We start from the raw sequence: 21,695 nt of genomic DNA on the forward strand, positions 1-21,695 counted from the left end.
GCAAGATAACCCCTATAAATTCACGTTGTATTTAGCGTTTGCTATAAGTGGGTTTATACTTTACACCGGCAAAAAAGTACAGCATCAGAATGCGTGCATACCTGAAAAGCAGCGGCGTTGTAAACAATACGATCGTTGCTACAGCGCTTAAGTATACCCAAGTAGGAGGATCATTTGCCAGGAAGTAAAGTAAAACACCTACTACCACAACTATACCCACCGACAAGCCATAGCTGATGTACATAGATCCCCAGAAAAGGCCTACTTCTGTTTCGTAGTATAAATTACAAACAGGGCAAGTCTTATGCATGTGGTCGAACTTGCGTAGGTTAAAGGCAGCATGGGTAAACACCTCACCCTGCCTGCACCGTGGGCATTTGCATGCAAGAATTGCGCCTAATTGTTTAGGCTCCGCCACTCTTCTTTTTCTTATTGCTCTTGTACCATAAAAAGCCAACGGTACCGATAAGCAAATAAGGAACAACCATTAGGTAAAGTATACCCGTATTAAGTCCGGAGCCAACTTCTGACTCGGCCTTTTTGCTACCTGTACCAACATTAGACTCTACAGTTGCGCGGCACATAGCACACTGGCTATAAGCTTCTGATGAGAACAGTGCAAATGAAAGCACCAGAGCCATAATGGCAAATATTTTATTTAGTTTACGCTTCATCACTAATTTAACAGTTATGGTCGCTTACTGGTTTAACAGTTATGGTCGCTTACTGGTTTCAAGTATAGTAGGGCGAAATCAACAAATATACTAACACACCCGTGACAGCTACATAAAGCCAGATCGGGAATGTCCATCTTGAGATGCGGCGATGTCTGGATAGTTGATTTGTTATACCAAAGTATACCGACAATAACACCAACGGCACAATTACAATCGCCAGTACAATATGTGTAAGCAGAATGAAGTAATAAATATACTTTAATGCGCCCTCTTCACCGTATATCGTACGCTCACCTAAAAAGTGGTAGGTAACATACGACACCAGGAAAACAGCAGACAAGCCAAAAGCTACCAACATGGCAGCACGGTGCGCCTTTGTGTTATTTCGCTTGATATGATAATAACCTACTACCAGAGCAATTGCTGTACAAGAATTAAGTATAGCATGAAAAGCAGGCAGGAAAGAAACATCTACATTGGCTTCGCCTGATTTTGGCATGAAGAAAAGTATAGCCACCACAATAGGTATAGCTACAGATAGTACTGCGATCAGCGTCAGGAATTTTCTGTCGCGCGCAGAGGTAAGCTCGCTATTTTCTTTTACTGTATTCATCCAGTAACACATTTATTTCGATTACAAGACGATCTACATCTTCATAATCTGTTCCATCATAAATTCCTCGCACACGCTGCTCCTTGTCTACCAGCATAAACTTCTCGCTGTGAATAAACTCCTGCTGCCCAGGCACCTGCTGCACTGGCAGAAAGAATGCCTCAGAAGCTAAGCTATAGATCTTCTCGCGTGGGCCTGTTAAAAAGTACCATTTCTCCGGATTAGCATTATATTGATCAGCGTAGTTTTTCAGAACTGCCGCAGAATCATGCTCCGGATTTACAGTGATCGAAACAAGTTTAATATTGGGATTGTCTCTGTAAGCTTCCTGTACGCGCGTTAGCTGCGACGACATTTTCTTACAAATACCAGGGCAGGTGGCAAAGAAGAAGTCTACCACATAGATATCATCCTTTAGTTCCTCCGACTTTTCAAAGGTCTCTCCTTCCTGAGTGGTAAGTGTGAAGTCAGGTATTCTACGGAAAATAGTATCGCCTTTAGCATCATATACTACCTCACCAGCATCATCAACTACCGGAAAGTATGTTCTCAATGAGAAGTGGTGCTCTCCGAAGGTAGTGATAAATATAAAAACGAAAATAGGCACTAGTAGTAGGAGACCTAATACCAGTGCCTTTATATTACTCATTGTAAATACTGCTAATTAAAATAATTGGTAATTGATTCGAAGTAATAGCTACCCTCTGAAATCAAAGCCACCATTAACCAGGCAACTAGTGCCATCGGAAGTATAATGCACCATATAAGGGCTTTAGTTTCATGCTTCAAGTGCATAAACTCTGCCACAATATAGAAAGCTTTTACTATGGTAAGAATGATAAAGATTGCGTTACGAGCTGTGCCCGCATCCATTGCGAAAGCGAAAGCAAACTCTATTGCTGTAACTACTACTAGTATGATAAAAGTCTTCCAGATAGCCTTTGTCTGTGGCTTTGGAATTTCACCTACAGGAAGATCGTGATCGTGATGCGTTGCCATATTTTCTTCTGTTTTAGCCGGTATTGCTACCGGTTCCTTTTACAGTTATTTTATACTTAAATTCGATTAGATTAGGTAGAAGAAGGTAAATACGAATACCCAAACAAGGTCTACAAAGTGCCAGTATAAACCAACTTTTTCCACCATTTCGTAATGCCCACGATTATGATATACTCCATTTACTGTGTTGATGAAGATCATAATAAGTAGTACAACTCCTGAGAATACGTGCGTACCGTGGAAACCAGTAATGAAAAAGAACAAATCAGCGAACAACGGCGGTCCGTACTGGTTTATGGTTAAGTTAGCACCAAATACGCGTGTACCATCTGCTAACAACATGCCTTCATCAGTACCAGAAATAAAGTGAGCCCACTCCCATGCCTGGCATCCTAAGAATGTAGCACCAAAAAGAATTGTCCAAAGTAACCACTTCTGCACATCGTTTTTATCCATTCTGTGACCGGCTTCAACAGCAAGTACCATTGTTACCGAGCTAAGAATAAGTATCATAGTCATCAAAGCTACGAATGCAAGTGGCAGGTCCATGCCATGTAAACCAGGGAAAGCGTTGAAAACTTTCTCAGGAATTGGCCAGTACTCTGTTGAAAACGTAAATGCTTCCGGCTCACCAGTATAAGGCAAGTGCTTATGGCGCGAAAGACCGTAAACGATTAGAAACGCACCGAACGTAAATGCATCAGAAAGCAGGAAAAACCACATCATCAGTTTTCCGTAGCTCGCCTTTAACGGCTCATTCCCACCGTCCCATGTACCTTTTTTAGGTGCTTCCAGCGTAGTTGAAGTAGACATAGTTTATGTATTGAAAAAAATGTGTTTAGTGATTAATTCTTAAGAATATATACAAATATAGCCAAAGTCCGCCTAAAAAGTGCCAATATACAGTACACAGCTGTATGCGTAGCAAATTCTTAGAGTGAACTTTATACTTTAAGCTACTCACAAGAGTAATCAGAACAAATACAAGTCCTGTAATTAGGTGAAATCCGTGAACTCCTGTTAATACATACAAAAATGAGCCAGACGGGTTACTTGTGGAGCCGCCAAAATATATGTTGTTCTGTACAAGCTCTGCCCATCCATTCCACTGGCCAATCAAGAAAGCCGCACCCAAAACTGAAGTTAATATCAATCCTAACTTAATAGAACTAAGGTTATCCTTCTTTGCAGATACATATGCCCACTGCATCGTAACACTGCTCAGAACGATAATAACTGTATTAATCAACAGTATTGTCGGCAACTCAAACTCTAGCCAGTTACCCTCTTCTCTTCTTACAATGTATGCACTCGTAAAAGCTGCAAACATCATAATAATACTTATAATAATCAACCAGAGCGAAAACTTTAATGGGTGTACGCCTGATGATGTTGGATTACTTTCTATTCTATTATCAACCATGATCATAGATTATACTTTATCTAATACAAAAGCTATCTGCACAATAGGCAGATATAAAAATGAGCCAAACATAATATTCATAGCAGCTTTCTTTGTACAAGTGCGCATGAGGTAAAATGTTTGAGCCAAAAAAAGAACTCCGCATACTACTGCTATCATCGCAGAGGTAGTACCGGTCATGCCAAACTGCAATGGTAGCAGGCTCAATGGGATTAGCATGAGCGTGTAGATCATAATCTGTACTGCTGTTTTCAAGTCTTTTCCTCCAGCAGTGGGCAGCATTTTAAATCCAGCCTTTTTATAATCGTCGTCCAACACCCAGGCAATTGCCCAAAAGTGCGGGAACTGCCAGAAGAATTGAATTCCAAAAAGTATAACTGCCTCTATATCTATAGAACCTGAGGCTGCTACCCAACCTATTAGGGGTGGCATCGCTCCTGGTATAGCACCTACAAAAACACAGATCGGGTTTATTCGCTTAAGCGGCGTGTAGATAAAGCCATACAGTACCAGCGACAATAGTGACAGAGCAGCTGCCAGCCAGTTGAAGTATAGCCCTAGCAAACTCACACCTGCCACACCTATCACAATGCAGAAAACAACAGCCTCACTTATACTTAGCTGCCCCGTCGGCAACGGGCGCTTTGCAGTTCTTTTCATCACCTTATCCAAATCCTTTTCAAGGATTTGGTTTATAATGTTAGCAGAACCAGTAACCAGTAAACCTCCTAGCATCACCATAGCAATGTTTAGAAAAGAAGCACCTGGATAACCTAGTATGTAACCTATTGCACTCGAGAAAGCAACTGTAAAGCTCAGTCTGAATTTCAAAAGCTTAAAGTATGCTGATGCTTTTTGTGCCATAATTATTGGGAACGCAAGCGAATCTGTCGTATGGATACTCATTACTTAGATACAGCTATTGTTTTATGTGCTGCCTTTTTAGAGGCATAATAATAAACTAACAGTAATTGAAACTGCACTCCAAAAAGTAGTGCCGCAAAGGTTAGGTGGAGAGGCTGTAAAAATGCAGGAATTGCAAAGTATGCTAAAACTACACCTATCACTATTTCTATCCCTACCAGCAATAGCATCGTGCTGGTTAATGTGTTCAGCGTTCGATCCTTCAACTTATACAGCATGTAAGCCAGGTACAGGTGCAACGCAAGTATAAGTATTGAGAAAGAGCGGTGTACATAAAATGATGTACTTAACTGCTCTACCCAACTTTCGCGTCCTGCTCCACTCATTGCAAAAGCTACCTGATCCACCTCCTCGCGTACTTGCGTACCAATCAGAATCTGAATAAATGTAACTCCGGCAATTAACCAAAGGTATAAACTGATCCTACCGCTGTAGGTAACCCTACCCTCTAAGGCTTCTCTATTTGGTCTTGTAACAGCGTATTGTAACAAAGCTACCAGCACTAATGCCAGTGCCATGTGTATTGTAACTGTAACAGGTAATAGATTTGTTGATACTACGATAGAACCTAACCAGCCCTGAATTCCTACTAGTATAAAACTACCTAATGCAAGATAAAAGATTGTCTTATCCGTTTTTAGGTATGGTATAGCGTAAAGTACAGTTAGGAAAATAAAAAAACCTATCAGCACACCAACTAAGCGATTCAGGTATTCGATCCAAGTCTTCGTTACATTGAATTCTGTTTCTATGTACTGGCTCGGATGCGAGAAAATAGAAGCTGAGACCTCTTCAAAACCTACTTTGTCGAGAAATCCAGCAAGCTTCTGGTTCTTTTCTATTCGCTTCTGTTTGTATACCTCTAGGTAGTTTTCTGGTAATTGACTAACATCAGTCGGAGGAACCCAACTGCCGAAGCACTTTGGCCAGTCTGGGCAACCCATACCTGAACCAGTACTACGAACGATTCCTCCGACTAATATTAGAAAGTATACAGCAATAACTGTAAGTACTCCTATAGTTTTAAACCTTTTATGAAAAGATTTATTAACCATTAATTGTTATTCTAAATCTCTCTCGCTTGGCAGGTTTGATGACTGCGTCTGTGAGAAAGGTACGTTTTGTGGAATAAAGTCCTCAGATGCACCTGGCTTGCTGTAATCATAAGGCCATCTGTAAACTGTAGGTATCTCACCCGGCCAGTTGCCATGTCCAGGTAATACAGGAGTTGTCCACTCAAGGGTGTTAGCATGCCACGGATTTTGCGTAGCTCTACGGCCTTTAAAGATGCTGTAGATAAAGTTAAATAAGAAGATAAACTGCGCAGAGAAACCGATGATTGCGGCTAAGCTGATGAACGTATTCATATCAGTGAAGATATTGAATGTCTCAAAGCCTGTCCAGTTGTAATATCTTCTTGGGAAACCAGCTATACCGATGTAGTGCATTGGCATGAATACCAGATAAACAGAAATGAAGGTCATCCAGAAGTGAACAGAACCAAGCTTCTCATCCATCATACGACCGAACATCTTGGGGAACCAGTGGTAAACACCGCAGAACATACCAAAGAAAGCCGCAGCACCCATTACAAGGTGGAAGTGAGCCACTACAAAGTATGTATCGTGCAGCTGAATGTCTAGAGCTGAGTTACCAAGTATAATACCAGTAAGACCACCAGAAATGAACAGGGATACGAAGCCAATGGCAAACAACATACCTGTAGAGAATCTGATGTTACCTCTCCATAGTGTCGCAATCCAGTTAAACACTTTAACCGCAGAGGGTACCGCAATAATCAACGTCAGGAACATGAACACAGATCCCAAGAATGGGTTCATACCTGTTACGAACATGTGGTGCGCCCATACTACGAAAGAAAGGATAGCAATACCGATCATAGATCCAATCATCGCTCTGTAACCAAAGATTGGCTTACGAGAGTTAGTAGCGATTACTTCAGAAACTAGTCCAAAAGCAGGAAGAATTACAATGTATACCTCCGGGTGACCTAAGAACCAGAACAAGTGCTGGAACAGGATTGGGCTACCACCTGTATTAGTTAGAGCCTCACCAGCGATGTAGATATCAGACAAGTAGAAGCTGGTTCCGAAGCTTCTGTCAAAGATCAATAGTAGAGCTGCTGAGAACAATACCGGGAATGAAAGCAAACCAAGTATAGCTGTGAAGAATAATGCCCAAACAGTAAGCGGAAGCTTCGTCATAGACATTCCTTTTGTTCTCAGGTTGATGATGGTGGTAATGTAGTTAACACCTGCCAACAGCTGTGATACAATGAAAAGAGCCATTGAAATCAACCACATCGTCATACCTGTACCTGAACCCTGAATTGCCTGTGGTAATGCACTTAATGGAGGGTAAACCGTCCAACCGCCTCCTGCAGGGCCTGTATCCAGGAACAGAGACATAAACATAACTACGCTTGACAGGAAGAACACCCAGAACGAAAGCATGTTCATGAATCCAGAGGCCATGTCTCTTGCTCCAATCTGTAGCGGAATCAAGAAGTTAGCGAATGTACCGCTTAGACCGGCTGTTAGTACAAAGAACACCATGATCGTACCATGCATAGTCACCATAGCGAGGTAAAACTCTGGGTTCAGTTTGCCGTTCTCAATCCATCCTCCCAAAATTGGCTCCAGGAAAGTAAAGGTAGCTTCTGGCCAACCTAACTGTAGACGGAAAAGTATAGAAAGGAAACCTCCAACAAAAGCCCAGAAAATACCTGCAAACAAAAACTGCTTAGCAATTACTTTATGGTCTTGGCTAAAGATGTACTTCTCTAGGAAGTTCTGATCGTGATGGTGATCATGCTCTTCGTGTGCATGATGTACATCTGGATGAATAGATATATCTGTACTAGACATTTTAAAAGTATTTAAATGCTATAATTCTGATTTTACCTCTTCAGCTTTCTCTGTCTTGTTAGCTGCAACTGCTTGCTCACTAGTAGAAGAGAATTTTGCTGCTACCTCAGGGTTTTGCACTGCAAAAGGAGTCTGCTTTGCTAACCAAGCCTGGTAATCTTCAGGCTCGTCAACTATCAAGATGTAGCGCATCGCAAAGTGGCCACGGCCGCAAATCTCAGTACAAGCAAGCTCATATTTGAAATCAGGGTTACCTGTTTCGCTGCGCATTTCGTCAGTAGTTTTTGTAGGTACAAACCAGAACTTTGTTGGCATACCTGGCACAGCATCCATCTTAACTCTGAAGTGAGGTAGGAACACACTGTGGATCACATCGCGAGATCGGATCTTGAAAAGTACAGGCTGGCCTTTTGGCACGTGAATTTCCATTGGCATGAAGTCGTCCATGGCAGCAGGATCACTAAAGTCAACACCAAACTCGTTTGTTGCCGTAATCAGCGTGTGCTTTGCAACTCCAAGTTCGCCATCCGCTCCAGGGTAACGAACCATCCAGTTAAACTGCTTACCCATTACCTCAATTACAACAGCATCCTCTGGAGCTGCACTTGTAATTTTAGTCCAGGTTTTCCAGCCACCAAATACTAATAAAGCCATTACCACTGCCGGTATCATCGTCCAAACTATCTCTAGCTTGTTGTTGTGCGGATAGTAGTAAGCACGCTTGTCGTCTTGGTGCTGATATTTGAAAGAATAGATGAATAAAAGAACCTGTGTAATAACAAACACTATTCCGATAACAACCATTGTTGTCCAGAACAAGTCATCTGTCCACTCACCATGAACAGAGGCTAATGGTAAGTTCATGGTGTCCCATGAATCGGCGAATGACCACGCAAAGGCGGCCCCACCTCCTATTAGGAATAACAGGAACAATGTACTGTTAACGCGGTTGCTGGTTCTCGTTGTACCAACAGCACGCTGTGATGAACCCCTGAAGATAGAGGCTAGCGTACCTATCCTGAACAATAAGAACAGGACAACGAATAATAAAACTATGGATAAACCTATGGCGAACGTAATCATTATATAACGCTTTTAGTATAGTCTCTAAACATGATGGTGAACACTTTCTTCGAGGAACGGGTGGTTTACCGGAACCAGCGAAGCTTTTGTCAATCCCTTCGTGAAAGTTAACAGGAACACACCCAGAAATACCAGAGCAGTACCAATTTCTATAAATCCTAAACCAGCGTCACCCCGAAGTGTTCCAGGCATCATCATTAGGTAGAAATCAAACCAATGACCAATTAAGATGGCTATAGTTACAATCTTTAGCATGATCATCTGGCGCTTTGCATCTCTTGTCATTAGAACAAGGAAAGGGAATGCAAAGTTTATCAAAAGGTTAAAGAAAAATATCCAAGTATACTTCCCATCGCTTCCGCTCAGACGCTCTAAGAAATAGATCGATTCCTCAGGTATGTTTGCATACCATATAAGAACGAACTGAGAGAACCAGATGTAAGTCCAGAAGATAGAGAAGGCAAATACAAATTTTCCTAAGTCGTGCAGGTGGTTTGAATTAACATGCTTCAGGTAACCATTCTGCTTAAGAATGATTACTGTTAATGTTGTAGCAGCAAGACCTGATACAAACCAGCTCGCAAATACATACCAACCGAACATGGTAGAGAACCAGTGTGTATCAATTGATAATACCCAGTCCCATGCTGACATCGAAGATGATACACCGAAGATTACCAGGAATATCGCTGAAATTCTGATGCTCTTGTGGTAATAGGATGTTCCACCGTGGATGTCTTCATTGATAGAAGTTCTTCTTAACCAGTTAAAGAAAAGAATCCACAACGCAAAGAATACAACCATTCTGATCAGGAAGAACCAGAAGTTTAGGTATCCTGACTTACCTGCAATAATTGGGTCGTAACGTGGATCATTTACATCATATAAATATTCATGTGTCCAGTGAAATATATCATGTCCACCGAATAGGAAAACAACTAGCATTACTACTGCACCAATTGGCAGATAATAGCTCAGTGCTTCCGGAATTCTTTTGATCAATACAGACCATCCTGCGTAAGCTACATATTGCACTGCTACGAAGAATGTACCAATAAGGGCAATACCTGTAAAGTATACGTTATTCAACCATAGGTTTACAAATAGTCTTTTAGCCCATGAAGCTGCTTCATGACCAGCTGCGGTAGCCTCACCGTGTCCTTCACCGTGATCAGCTCCTCCGCCTAAGGCCATAAAGATTATCCCTGCTATAAGCAATACAACACCTATAGCTATCATTAAGAAAAACTTATTGTTTGTTTTTCTGGAAATGATGAGTCTTTCTTCTGTCATTATCTTTTAATAATTATGCCTTAGACTTAATTTTTAGGTGTTTCTTTCGTTGGTGTTCCTGCTGGCGTACCAGTTACAGGATTGTCAGTTATAGACTCACCACCAGCCTCATCTCTAACTTCAGAATCAGCGTCTACAGCTGTTGCTGTTTCTCCTTTCTGAAGCTGCTGTACATACATCACAATTTTCCAGCGTTCAGTTGGATCAACCTGAGAGCCATGTGGCATCATGCGGCCTCTACCATTTGTTATTACATGGAATATATGACCAGCAGGAAGAGTTGCTACACGACCTGCAGTATAAGATGGAACTCCTTTAAACTTCTGCCCTACTAATCCTTGTCCATCTCCTTGCTCACCGTGGCATGGAGCGCAAAAGCGCGTATAAAGTACTTTTCCTTCTTCAAGGTTAGCTGTAGTGCGCTGTAATGGGTTTGTTAACTCAACACCTGCAGTTTCAGCATCATCTTTCGACAAATAAAGATTGTATCCCTCTTTACCGCGGGCTACTGTACCAGCAGCAGGTTGGCGCATGTTCATACCGCCTGGGTTATACTTGTTTTCTTTTATTTGTGAATATGGATCAAGAGGAACAGAGTGGTACATATCTGGTGCATACTCTAATCCTGGATCTTGCTCATTACTGCAGGCTACTACCAATGCAGATGAGAAAAGTATAGCTGAGGCTCTAAAACCTATTTTAGATATTCTTTTCATTATTTTATTACCTCCTTCTCATTAACTTCGATTGCACCGTTAGAGCGAAGCAGGTTATTTAAAGCAGACAAATCAGTAACACCTTCTTTTATTTCGATTGCCATTACAAACTTGTCGTCTGTAGAGCGTTTATCGAAAACATTTACACGAAGTGATGGCTTAAGCTTACTCACTATAAAGAAAGTTATTACCATACCGAAGGCTGCACATAATACAGTAAGCTCGAACGTTACTGGGATGAATGATGGAAGTGCAATGTGCGGCTTACCACCAATGATCATCGGCCAGTCGAATCCTAGCATCCAGATTTGCATCCAAAGTGCGAATGATGTTCCAAATAAGCCGCAGAAGAAAGCGACAATTGGAAGTCTTGAGCGCTTGATACCTAATACATCATCAATTCCGTGTACTGGATAAGGTGAAAATACATCGTAAATCTTAGTACCGGCAGCGCGGATGTTTTCGATGGCTGATAACAGCACATCTTCATCATCATAAATACCTAGAACAAACTTTTTATTCATTGCTGTGATGTGGATTAGTATTCAATTCTTTTTCAGTTCCGTGCATGGTTTTATGCGGATGGTGCTTCACTCCTGAAGATGACTTAAGGATAGCCTTAACTTCTGCCATGTTAACCACTGGGAAAAACTTAGCGAATAAGAAGAAAAGTGTGAAGAACAAACCGATTGTACCAACATAAACTCCAATATCAATCATAGTTGGAGAGAACATGGCCCATGATGATGGAAGGTAATCTCTGTGAAGCGATGTTACGATAATTACGAAACGCTCGAACCACATACCGATGTTCACAAAGATGGAGATGATGAACGTCGCTGTTAAGCTTCTTCTGATCTTTCTGAACCAGAATAGCTGAGGCGTAATTACGTTACATGTCATCATCGACCAGTATGCCCACCAGTAAGGACCGAAAGCACGATTGATGAACGCATACTGCTCATACTCTACACCTGAATACCAAGCGATGAAGAACTCTGTAGTATAAGCGATACCTACAATAGATCCTGTCAGGATAATTACCTTGTTCATCGACTCCACGTGCTCTAGTGTAATATAGTGCTCCAGGTGGAAAGTCTTTCTGGTAATGATCATCAGGGTTAACACCATTGCGAAACCTGAGAAGATCGCACCGGCAACGAAGTATGGAGGGAAGATCGTGGTGTGCCATCCCGGAATTACTGACGTTGCAAAGTCAAAAGATACGATGGTGTGTACAGAAAGTACCAGTGGCGTTGCAAGACCAGCAAGAATCAATGATACTGTCTCGTAACGTGACCAAGCTTTAGCAGAACCAGTCCAGCCAAATGATAAAACTGAATAAGCTCTTCTTGCGATTGGGCCTGTTGCTCTGTCTCGGATGGTAGCAAAGTCAGGAATAAGACCGATGTACCAGAATACTAAAGAAACAGAGAAGTACGTTGAGATGGCAAATACGTCCCAAAGAAGCGGTGAGTTAAAGTTAACCCAAAGCGAACCGAACGTGTTTGGCAACGGAAGTACCCAGTAAGCTAACCAAGGACGTCCCATGTGTAGTACCGGGAACATCGCGGCGCAAATTACGGCGAAGATCGTCATCGCCTCAGCTGCGCGGTTAATAGAAGTTCTCCACTTCTGGCGGAATAGTAAAAGGATTGCTGAGATCAGTGTACCTGCGTGACCGATACCTACCCACCATACGAAGTTGGTAATATCCCAGGCCCAGCCTACTGTTTTATTCAATCCCCACTCACCGATACCGTACCAAAGCGTACGATAGCAGGAGTAAATAAATATAGCTAAGCCAACTAACGATACAGCAAGGGCAGCTGCCCAACGTGCGTTGGGCTTGGCCTCCACTTGTCTGCAGACATCATTGGTGATGTCGTGGTATGTTTTCCCCCCCGTTACTAGAGGCTCTCTTATCGGAGATACGTGCTGCATAGCGCTATAGAAATTTTATTTTTAAGCTAAGTTTCTAATTTTTGTCAGGTAAGTTACGTTTGGCTGAACGTTTAGCTCCTCCAGTACGTGGAATGCACGCTCACCTTTCTGACGAGCAAGAACTCTTGAAATACGGCTTTCCGGATCCTTCATGTCTCCGAAGATGATTGCTTCAGTTGGGCATGACTGCGCACAAGCTGTTACAATTTCACCATCTTTCGGTCTTCTGTTTTCACGTTTCGCCTCTAGTTTACCTAGCTGCACACGCTGAACGCAGAATGAGCACTTCTCCATCACACCTCTACCGCGTACAGTTACATCTGGGTTCAACACCATCTTACCAAGATCATTGTTCATTGGCTCGTTAAAGTTGAACTTCTCGTTGTTTGCATAAGCAAACCAGTTGAAGCGACGTACTTTGTAAGGGCAGTTATTAGCGCAGTAACGTGTACCTACGCAACGGTTGTAAACCATTTGGTTGATACCTTCAGAACTGTGCATTGTAGCGGCAACAGGGCAAACTGTTTCGCAAGGAGCGTGGTTACAGTGCTGGCAAAGCATTGGCTGGAAAATAACTGAAGGGTTTTCAGCAGGATTTTCCATCGTAGCATAATCCTTTTCCTCGTGCTCAACTGCGCTGTAATATCTGTCGATACGCATCCAGTGCATTTCGCGACGGTTAAGAACTTCCGCCTTACCAACTACAGGTATGTTGTTTTCTACGTTACAGCTAATGGTACAAGAACCGCAACCAATACATGAGTTAAGGTCGATAACCATACCCCAGTGGTGGTTTTTGTACTCGTAATCATCCCATAGAGAAATTGCAGCTGGCTTTGCAGGGCCTTCGTGCGTAGCAATACGGATGTATTCCGTAACCTCTTTAGGGTTAGCTTTATAATTTGTCAGCGTATTCTCCTGAACAACCAGACGGTCCATGATAGTATGGTGAGTCTGTGTCTGAGCAATTGGAGAAGTAGCACCTGTTTTCTTTAAAGAAACCGGGCTGCTATACGCTACTGTATTATCAATTACATTAGCAATTTGGAAAGCATTAGCGCCAAGGCCATTTGCTACCGGACCTGCTTCCAGACTGCGACCATAACCCATTGCGATAGCTACAGTACCATTAGCCTGTCCAGGTTGTATTAGCGCTGGAAGTTCAAATGTCTGACCTGTTGGCAGTGTAACTGCAAGTACATCTCCTTGCACCACTTCCATTTCTTTTGCCATTGCGATCGGCATCGCTACGTAGTTACCCCAGGTAGCTTTAGAAATTGGATCAGGAAGTTCCTGTAACCATGGGTTGTTCGCCTCAGAACCAGAACCTATACCTACTTTCTCGTATAGTACAGCCTCAATGCCGGCTGGTTTTATATTTCTTACAGTTGTAGATACCGCAACTGTAGAAGGAGCAACTTTCAGCATGCTTGAGCCATTCTCCAGAACGCCGTCATGCACAGCTTTCTCCCAGAACTTGTTAAAGTCACCGGTAGCTACTTTTCTCCAGTTATTGCGGATGTACTCGTAGAAGTTTGTGCTGTTACCACTCCACTTCAACAAGCTGTCCTGCATCTGGCGGGTTGTGAAGATAGGGCTGATTACCGGCTGAGAAATGCTCAGGAAACCTCTCTTCGGCTCGAAATCATTCCAAGACTCCAGGTAGTGGTTATCAGGCGTAACAAAATCAGCAAGAACAGCTGTTTCGTCTACTCTTTCTGCAAAAGATACTTTAAGCGCTACTTTCTTCAAACCAGCTATTACTTTCTCCGCAAGCGGATGATCGTATGCAGGGTTTGAGTTATAAAAGAATATAGCACCTACAGATCCAGCGTTCATCTCATTGATAAGACGAATCATCTGTGCATCATTACCCTGCTTTACAAAATATGGAGAAGCAGAATCAATTGTTGTACCTTCAGCACCTAGTGCTCTGTTTATAGAAGCAACCATTGCCTGTACAGCAGGATCGTTTGAGCCTGATACCACCAATGCTTTGCCTCTGTTAGCTTGCAGGTCTCTGATAGCTGCTGCCAAAGCTTTACCGTCACCGATCTTAGCTGAAGTAGAACCGCCACCAGTTATTGCGTTATAAATAGCTGTAACTACTGCCGCTTCTTCAGAAGGCTTGATAGGCACTCGAACGTCAGCATTACCACCCGTCATCGAAAGTATTGTTTCGAACTGGTAGTGACGAGACATCTCCGGGTTATCGGCGTCAATTTTTCTATTTTGGATGTACTGCTTAGCAAAAGGAACTGGAGCACCCCATGTACCTAAAAAGTCAGCACCAATGCTTACAATGACGTTAGCTTTGCTGAAATCGTAGCCAGGGAAAACACCACCGTTTGCAGCAAGTAATGCTGATGCAGAGTTTGCATCATATACTACGTGTTCGAAGTTACCGAAACGTGCACCGAACTCATCGATCAACTGCTTGGTAGATGGGCTAATGATAGTTGAAGAAACTATAGCAACCTTACCGTTTACAGACGCTAAACGAGAAGCAATCTGCTTATCTACTTCTTCCCATTTCGCCTCTTTGCCTTTGATTAGCGGGAAACGAAGACGGTTATTGTCATAAACACCTAATACAGAAGCCTGTGCTCTTGAGCTTGTTCCGTAAGGCGTTACAGATGAAGAAGGGTTTGGCTCAATTTTAATCGGTCTACCCTCACGCGTTTTAACAAGAATGCTATTATAGTCACCGTTCAGGTAGTAGGTAGAAGCATACCAGTTAGCTACACCTGGCTCTACATCTACCGGTTTGTTTAAGTAAGGTATAGCTTTTCTTACCGGGGCCTCGCACGAAGCCAAAGATACTGCAGCCATACTAAAGCCAAGAAGCTTTAAGAAGTCACGGCGCTGCGTTTTGCCGTTCGAAGTCGAACCTTCACCTTTCGCTTCGTCTAGTGGCAGGAATTCTGGAAACTCGTTATGAGCATGTTTAGCGAACTCAGGAGTGTTATTTAACTCCTCAATTCCTTTCCAGTATTTTATTCTGTCTTGCATATTATATCTAGAAAACTCGAATACTAATTGAAATGATATTGATTAATAGTGGCACTTAGAACACTCTGTACCACCATTCGACGACACCGTAAATGCGCCAGCAGAAGAAGCTTCGTGCAGCTCTACAAGCTTATCGTAGTACTCGTTGCCTTCTGTGTTAAGCGGAGTTTCGCGGTGGCAGTCGATACACCAGCCCATTGTTAATGGAGAATACTGGTAAACAACATCCATTTCCTCAATTGGTCCGTGGCAGGTCTGGCACTCTACACCACCAACTTGTGTATGCTGTGAGTGGTTAAAGTATGCCAGGTCAGGCAGGTTGTGAATGCGCACCCACTCGATTGGCCTGTTACGCTCAATTGCCTTGTAAATTTTCTGAATCTCAGGAGACTCTGTTTTGATTTGGCTGTGGCAGTTCATACAAATATTCGCTGAAGGAATACTTGCACTCTTGCTTTCATATACTGTAGTGTGGCAGTAGTTACAGTTGATTTGGTGCTCACCTGCGTGCAGTTTATGCGAGAAAGCAATAGGCTGCTTTGGCTGGTACCCTTCCTGAATACCGATACCCATAACTTTATCTATAGTGAGATCCAGAAGTACCACCACAAAGATCAACACAACAAGTGTGCGAACAGCATTTGACTTGTAGATCTTAGAGAAGTCGAAACGCTGGTTTACGATTTCATTATCGTACTCATCCAGCGTACGTGTCTTGTTTAGGTAGTTCTTTAAAAGAGATGTGATCAGTAAAAGTGTCACCACTAGAACGATCAACACAACGATAAGCACCACAAGCACAATGTCAAGATAGCCTCCTACTGCTCCAATCGCATCAGTTCCAACGTTCTCACCTGCAACCGCATCCTCAGGACCAGCTACCGGAGCAGAAACAACGCCTTTACCTGATTTGATATAGGCAAGAATAGACTTTACCTCATCATCGCTAAGAGCAAAAGAAGGCATTGCCTGCTTATTGTACTCGTTGTAGATAGCAACCGCATCTTTATCGCCTGCCTGAATAAGTGCCTGAGAGTTTTTAATCCACTTGATCAACCAAGCTTCATTTCTTCTCTCTGTTACACCTTGCAGACCAGGGCCTACAATAACATCAGAACCAGCTGAGTGACAAACAACGCAATTGTTTTTGAACAGGGCTTCTCCAGCATCAATCACGGCAGGATCACCTGCTGGTGTTGCACTAGTAGTTGCACCTTCTGTAGCACCGGGCACTACTCCTTTTGCTGCCACGTCAGCCTGCTCAGCAGCTTGCTCTTGGGCAAAAGCGCCAAAAGAAACTACCAACGCAAACAAGAAGGCAAAAAAGACTTTGGATTTAGTTTTAATTATACAGCTAATCATAGCCAAGATCACTTGTGTGTGTTTAGTATAATGGTGAATTTACTTTACGGGCACAAATCTACTATGCGAATTCCATTAATCAAATAGAATAAGTGTATTTTTGGACTGTTGTACACCCCATACCCCGCAATCTGCCAAAACCTTGTCCATTTAATTGCAAAGGCCTTTTATTTAGAATTATTTTAAATAGAATTGACTTTGCAAAATTGCACTAAAGACTTCGCTTTACCATACTTTTAGGGTATTTGCCAGCCACAGTTTTACACATCCTGTTAGCCCAGAATCGGTCATTCTTACAACCAAACAATTCATAGGATTGTTTGACTATTTTTTAGTTTAGCTTGGGGCCACACTCCTTATAATATATAGGTGTAGGATTATACTTTGTCTTCATCTTATTATTGTAGCAGCTCTACCCGCAGTTACCCCACATTAACTTTTAATGAGGACTTTCATTTGCTATTCAAATTCTTTCCTTCTATATTTGCAGCCTTAAATTCAAAATTATATATCGAACCGAATGGAATTGAGAAATTACGAAACTGTCTTCATTCTGACGCCGTTGTTGAACGACGTTCAGATGCAAGAAACGGTCGAGAAGTTCAGACAGGTGCTTAAGGAAAATGGCGCCGACATTATCCACGAAGAAAACTGGGGTCTTCGCAAACTGGCTTATCCAATCCAGAAGAAGTCTACAGGTTTCTACCACCTGATCGAGTTCAAAGCAACTCCGAGCATTGTGGACGCACTTGAGCTGACTTACCGCCGTGACGAAAAAGTTGTTCGTTTCTTGACTACTGTACTTGACAAGCACGCAGTTGCTTACAACGAGCGCAGAAGAAACGGAGAGTTCAAATCACAAGCTAAAAAAGAGGAGGTTAAAGGGTAATGAGCTTAGTTAACGAAAGAGTACACAAACAAGAAAACCGTCAGAAATACTGCCGTTTCAAGAAGAGCGGAATTAAGTATATCGACTACAAAGACGGTAACTTCCTGCTTAAGTTTGTAAACGAGCAGGGTAAGATTCTTCCAAGAAGACTTACAGGTACTAGCCTGAAATTCCAGCGCAAAGTATCTCAGGCGGTTGCCAGAGCAAGACACCTTGCTATTTTACCTTATGTAACAGATTCTTTAAAATAAGGAGGGCAAACGATGGAAGTAATACTTAAAGATGACGTTAAAGGCCTAGGCTACAAAAACGATACAGTAACAGTTAAGCCAGGATATGGCCGTAACTACCTTATCCCACAGGGTTTAGCGGTTATCGCTAGCACATCTAACAAGAAGGTTGTTGCTGAGAACATCCGTCAGGCTGCTCACAAAGCTGAGAAAATCCAGAACGACGCACAGGAGCTGGCTAACAGTATCGGTGACCTAACTCTTGAGATTCCTGCTAAAGTTGGTGAGTCTGGCAAGATATTCGGTTCTGTTACAACACTTCAGGTTTCTGATGCCCTTAAGGCAAAAGGGTTTGATGTAGACCGTAAGCGTATTTCTTTTGATCAGGATGTGAAGTCTGCAGGTGAATATACTGCAACGCTTAACCTGCACAAAGAAGTGAAGCACCAGGTTAAATTTAACGTGGTTGCTGAATAAGCAGATTAAAAAGACTACTACCAAAGCGTTCTGCCCTACAGGCAGAACGCTTTTTTTTGCCTTCACTCTAAGATCCTTTCCTTTAATAGCCTCAGTTATTTTCAGATTGATCGAAGTTGTTTATAGTTTGATCTCTTACCAATTAGCCCATTATATTTCCTTTTAAAGTTAGGGCATACACTCTCCCACCGTTAGTTCATTTATTCTCCAAGTAAATTACCCCTAATCCTTTTTGAGTATTTTTATATTTTATTCAAATATAGTTATAGTCACATGAAACTTTAACTCATTTCGCTAAGTAATTGTCTACTCAATGTCCCAACAACATTAGATATAGTAAATTAAAAACCAAATAAATACAATACAGTTACTTTATGATAAAATTGATTTGTACTACTGTATTCATTTCTCTTGCTACTTGGGGAAATACAGTGCTCGCGCAAAGTTCGCCTGTTACTTCTGGTGGCACAGCAAGTGATGATGATAAAGCTATTACTATTAGCTACTCATATGGTCAGATATTTTATACTATAAACAGTAATGATGAATTAACAATTACTACGGGTATACAGCAACCACAAATAATTATTATATCAAAAGGCAGGAAAGACAAAGGAAGCACTATTACTGCTTACCCAAATCCATCAACAGATTTTTTTGTGCTCCACATAGATAGTGATTCCTATGAAGATATAAGCTATGCTATTTATAGCTCACAAGGCAGTCTTATAGTAAGGCGTACACCTTTAGTTGCTTCAAAAGTAACCATCTCAACAGACGAATTACAGCGAGGAAACTATTATTTAAAAGTTTTCAATAAAGATGAGCATATCAAGACCCTAAAAATTGTAAACGAAAAATAATATATGAAAAAACTCTTTACACTCTTTTCAGCGATTCTGCTCGCTGTGAGCGTCTATGCTCAGGTTCCTCAGATGTTGAGTTATCAAGCTATAATTAGAAATTCAGACAATGCATTAATTAGTAATTCTTCAGTAAATATGCGAATAAGTGTATTACAAGGATCATCGAACGGTGTAGTTGTTTACGAAGAAACTCAAAATACAAATACAGATGCTAATGGTTTGATCTCAATAGAAATAGGCAAAGGTATAACCACAAAGGGAGAGTTTGCAGCTATCGACTGGAAAACAGGCCCTTATTTTATAAGAACAGAAACTACTTTAACGAAAGGTAAAACTTATACAATTGTAGGAACAAGTCAGCTTATGAGCGTTCCGTACGCTTTGTATGCAGAAAGTAGTGGAACTCCAGGACCGGCGGGACCGGCGGGTGAAACAGGAGCCACAGGACCGGCAGGACCAGCGGGACCAGCGGGTGAAACAGGAGCCACAGGACCAGCGGGACCGGCGGGTGAAACAGGAGCCACAGGACCGGCAGGACCGGCGGGACCAGCGGGACCAGCGGGTGAAACAGGAGCCACAGGACCGGCAGGACCAGAAGGGCCGGCGGGATCTACTAAAATAGCTTTTCTAAGAGATGAGCGCCCGTCTGGAGTACATGGAGGATCATGCGTTGGCTACGTATGGAACACTCGTGTTCTAAACACCTTAGGTGGTGAGACAAGTTTTATATCACTAGCCAACAATAGGTTTACGCTACAGCCTGGTCGTTATTTTATTGAAGTTACTGCACCCACTTATGCTGCATCTTTGTCACAAGCTAAAATAAAAGCTATCGAAACGAATATGGATGTAATGTACGGGAGTACCACCTTATCAAATCCTACATCACCAAGTATAGCAATTTCTATTATTCAAGGTGAAATAATAATTAATACCCCTACAACATTTGAAATTCAGCAAAGATGTGGAGCCGAAAGACTAAATATTGGCCTTGGTGTCGCATCAAGTTTTGGAACAGGAGAAACATATACACAGGCAAAAGTAACTAAAATTGAATAAGTTATAGTTAAATAAATAATAGTTCTAATATTAGAAAAAAGCGTTCTGCCTGTAGGCAGAACGCTTTTTTTTGTACCTTAGGTACTGATTCCTGTAGCCCAAAGTATACTTATTGGGGACTGAAGCTACACGAACCATCAACTGGAAGTATATGTTTTCAGACAGGGCTTCACATTAATACTCAGCCATACTTATACTTGCATTATGTTTCGCACAGAAGTAGTTGTACCCAAATCCGGACTTGACCTGGCCTTAGAGGATAAGGTAGTAACTATTGGTTCCTGCTTTGCAGAAGTGATCGGGAGCAAACTACAGCAAAACAAAGTAGATGTGCTGGTTAACCCCTTTGGCACCATTTTTAACCCGGTTTCGGTGTGCAGGCTCTTAAATGCGGCACTTGGCAGAGAGTATGATTTTGAGCAACACCTGGTGCACCACAACAAGATCTGGCATGCGTATGACCTGCACTCCTCTGTCTCCTCCCCTGACAAAGACCAACTCCTTTCGCAGATTCATGAGCGCCTGCAGACTACAAAACAACACCTGCAGCAGTCATCACTCCTGATTATTACCCTCGGCACGGCAGTAGCATATGAGTTGGTGCAAACAAGCGAGGTGGTGGCCAATTGCCATAAATTACCAGCTAAGAACTTTAACCGCGTGCTTCTTAACCTCGAAGAGACCAAAGTATACTTTGAGGAAACACTGGCATTGCTTAAAAGTATAAACCCAGGGCTAAAAGTGCTGTTAACGGTAAGCCCGGTGCGCCATGTAAAAGAAACCCTGCAAATGAACAGCGTGAGCAAATCCGAGCTGCGCCTGCTCTGCCATTACCTACAGGAGAACAACCCGGATGTACTGTACTTTCCTGCCTACGAGGTTATGATGGATGATCTGCGCGACTACCGTTACTATAAAGATGATATGCTGCACCCAACTTCGCTGGCTGAGAATTATATCTGGGAGAAATTTGTGAAGGCATATTATAATGAGTCATTCCAGCAGTTTACTGTGGAGTGGGAAAAGATTGCGCGCGCGCTTTCCCATAAGCCATTTTACCCGGAGTCGGAGGCACATCAGGCTTTTTTGAAGAGCACAGCCACGCAGCTGCAGCACATCGCAGACAAGTATAAAATTGATGTTGCCGCAGAGCAACACGCCCTGCATCAGCAAACTTTGACACGCTAGAAGCCATACTTATACCTTTTACTGCCTTTCTGGCTAATACTTTTGCTCTTAC

23 protein-coding genes are annotated in these 21,695 nt (G+C 42.3%); 6 read left to right on the forward strand and 17 right to left on the reverse strand.

The annotated features are described in order from the left end of the window. Positions 1-31 precede the first annotated feature (31 nt). The 17 genes from H8S84_RS11010 to H8S84_RS11090 all read right to left on the reverse strand — a co-directional run bounded on the left by H8S84_RS11010 (position 32) and on the right by H8S84_RS11090 (position 16,934). On the reverse strand, positions 32-310 hold the full coding sequence (locus H8S84_RS11010; RefSeq protein ID WP_187067400.1) for a DUF983 domain-containing protein: 279 nt from the start codon (positions 308-310) through the stop codon (positions 32-34). Positions 311-404: 94 nt separating this feature from the next. Beyond that, positions 405-674, reverse strand: a complete 270-nt coding sequence (locus tag H8S84_RS11015; RefSeq protein ID WP_230407147.1) for a hypothetical protein — start codon at positions 672-674, stop codon at positions 405-407. 58 nt (positions 675-732) lie between these two features. Further along, positions 733-1,290 carry a DUF420 domain-containing protein gene (locus tag H8S84_RS11020; RefSeq protein WP_187067401.1) on the reverse strand — a complete coding sequence of 186 codons (558 nt, stop codon included), beginning with the start codon at positions 1,288-1,290 and terminating at the stop codon, positions 733-735. Then, the gene (locus H8S84_RS11025) at positions 1,268-1,939 is read right to left on the reverse strand and encodes an SCO family protein (protein WP_187067402.1); all 672 of its coding nucleotides are present in this window, start codon (positions 1,937-1,939) and stop codon (positions 1,268-1,270) included. Before H8S84_RS11025 ends, H8S84_RS11020 begins: the two co-directional genes overlap by 23 nt. 11 nt (positions 1,940-1,950) lie before the next feature. Beyond that, positions 1,951-2,289: a cytochrome C oxidase subunit IV family protein gene (locus tag H8S84_RS11030; protein ID WP_187067403.1), complete on the reverse strand. Its 339-nt coding sequence runs from the start codon at positions 2,287-2,289 to the stop codon at positions 1,951-1,953. A gap of 66 nt (positions 2,290-2,355) precedes the next feature. Next, entirely contained in the window at positions 2,356-3,102 is a 747-nt protein-coding gene (locus H8S84_RS11035; RefSeq protein WP_187067404.1) for a cytochrome c oxidase subunit 3, read from the reverse strand. Positions 3,103-3,127: 25 nt separating this feature from the next. Then, the gene (locus H8S84_RS11040; protein WP_187067405.1) at positions 3,128-3,718 is read right to left on the reverse strand and encodes a cytochrome c oxidase subunit 3; all 591 of its coding nucleotides are present in this window, start codon (positions 3,716-3,718) and stop codon (positions 3,128-3,130) included. Between the two features lie 3 nt (positions 3,719-3,721). Continuing rightward, on the reverse strand, positions 3,722-4,618 hold the full coding sequence (gene cyoE / locus H8S84_RS11045; protein ID WP_187067406.1) for a heme o synthase: 897 nt from the start codon (positions 4,616-4,618) through the stop codon (positions 3,722-3,724). Then, positions 4,618-5,691, reverse strand: coding sequence for a COX15/CtaA family protein (locus H8S84_RS11050; RefSeq protein WP_187067407.1), 1,074 nt, complete (start codon positions 5,689-5,691; stop codon positions 4,618-4,620). Before H8S84_RS11050 ends, cyoE begins: the two co-directional genes overlap by 1 nt. Positions 5,692-5,697: 6 nt before the next feature. Beyond that, positions 5,698-7,524, reverse strand: a complete 1,827-nt coding sequence (locus H8S84_RS11055) for a cytochrome c oxidase subunit I (RefSeq protein ID WP_187067408.1) — start codon at positions 7,522-7,524, stop codon at positions 5,698-5,700. An 18-nt stretch (positions 7,525-7,542) separates the two neighbouring features. Further along, positions 7,543-8,607, reverse strand: coding sequence for a cytochrome c oxidase subunit II (locus tag H8S84_RS11060; protein WP_187067409.1), 1,065 nt, complete (start codon positions 8,605-8,607; stop codon positions 7,543-7,545). A gap of 24 nt (positions 8,608-8,631) precedes the next feature. Then, positions 8,632-9,900: a quinol:cytochrome C oxidoreductase gene (locus tag H8S84_RS11065; protein WP_187067410.1), complete on the reverse strand. Its 1,269-nt coding sequence runs from the start codon at positions 9,898-9,900 to the stop codon at positions 8,632-8,634. A 26-nt stretch (positions 9,901-9,926) separates the two neighbouring features. Further along, positions 9,927-10,616, reverse strand: a complete 690-nt coding sequence (locus H8S84_RS11070) for a c-type cytochrome (protein ID WP_187067411.1) — start codon at positions 10,614-10,616, stop codon at positions 9,927-9,929. Further along, positions 10,616-11,140, reverse strand: a complete 525-nt coding sequence (locus H8S84_RS11075) for a DUF3341 domain-containing protein (protein WP_187067412.1) — start codon at positions 11,138-11,140, stop codon at positions 10,616-10,618. The genes H8S84_RS11070 and H8S84_RS11075 overlap by 1 nt, the downstream gene beginning before the upstream one ends. After that, a complete protein-coding gene (nrfD, locus tag H8S84_RS11080) occupies positions 11,133-12,560 on the reverse strand; it encodes an NrfD/PsrC family molybdoenzyme membrane anchor subunit (protein ID WP_187067413.1) in 1,428 nt (475 codons plus the stop codon). The genes H8S84_RS11075 and nrfD overlap by 8 nt, the downstream gene beginning before the upstream one ends. A gap of 21 nt (positions 12,561-12,581) precedes the next feature. Next, positions 12,582-15,572, reverse strand: a complete 2,991-nt coding sequence (locus H8S84_RS11085; RefSeq protein ID WP_187067414.1) for a TAT-variant-translocated molybdopterin oxidoreductase — start codon at positions 15,570-15,572, stop codon at positions 12,582-12,584. A gap of 42 nt (positions 15,573-15,614) precedes the next feature. Then, positions 15,615-16,934, reverse strand: coding sequence for a c-type cytochrome (locus H8S84_RS11090; RefSeq protein WP_187067415.1), 1,320 nt, complete (start codon positions 16,932-16,934; stop codon positions 15,615-15,617). Positions 16,935-17,454: 520 nt separating this feature from the next. Between H8S84_RS11090 and rpsF the strand changes: the two genes are divergently transcribed. From rpsF to H8S84_RS11120, 6 genes are all read left to right on the forward strand, one after another. After that, a complete protein-coding gene (gene rpsF / locus H8S84_RS11095) occupies positions 17,455-17,823 on the forward strand; it encodes a 30S ribosomal protein S6 (RefSeq protein WP_187067416.1) in 369 nt (122 codons plus the stop codon). Then, positions 17,823-18,074 carry a 30S ribosomal protein S18 gene (gene rpsR, locus H8S84_RS11100; protein WP_007652662.1) on the forward strand — a complete coding sequence of 84 codons (252 nt, stop codon included), beginning with the start codon at positions 17,823-17,825 and terminating at the stop codon, positions 18,072-18,074. The genes rpsF and rpsR overlap by 1 nt, the downstream gene beginning before the upstream one ends. A gap of 12 nt (positions 18,075-18,086) precedes the next feature. Beyond that, positions 18,087-18,530, forward strand: coding sequence for a 50S ribosomal protein L9 (gene rplI, locus H8S84_RS11105; protein ID WP_187067417.1), 444 nt, complete (start codon positions 18,087-18,089; stop codon positions 18,528-18,530). Between the two features lie 374 nt (positions 18,531-18,904). Further along, entirely contained in the window at positions 18,905-19,393 is a 489-nt protein-coding gene (locus H8S84_RS11110) for a T9SS type A sorting domain-containing protein (protein WP_187067418.1), read from the forward strand. A 3-nt stretch (positions 19,394-19,396) separates the two neighbouring features. Further along, positions 19,397-20,455, forward strand: a complete 1,059-nt coding sequence (locus H8S84_RS11115; protein WP_187067419.1) for a hypothetical protein — start codon at positions 19,397-19,399, stop codon at positions 20,453-20,455. 204 nt (positions 20,456-20,659) lie between these two features. Next, positions 20,660-21,643 carry a GSCFA domain-containing protein gene (locus H8S84_RS11120; protein ID WP_187067420.1) on the forward strand — a complete coding sequence of 328 codons (984 nt, stop codon included), beginning with the start codon at positions 20,660-20,662 and terminating at the stop codon, positions 21,641-21,643. The last annotated feature ends 52 nt before the right edge of the window (positions 21,644-21,695 follow it).

It is taken from the genome of Pontibacter cellulosilyticus, assembly GCF_014306105.1.
Classification (GTDB): domain Bacteria; phylum Bacteroidota; class Bacteroidia; order Cytophagales; family Hymenobacteraceae; genus Pontibacter; species Pontibacter cellulosilyticus.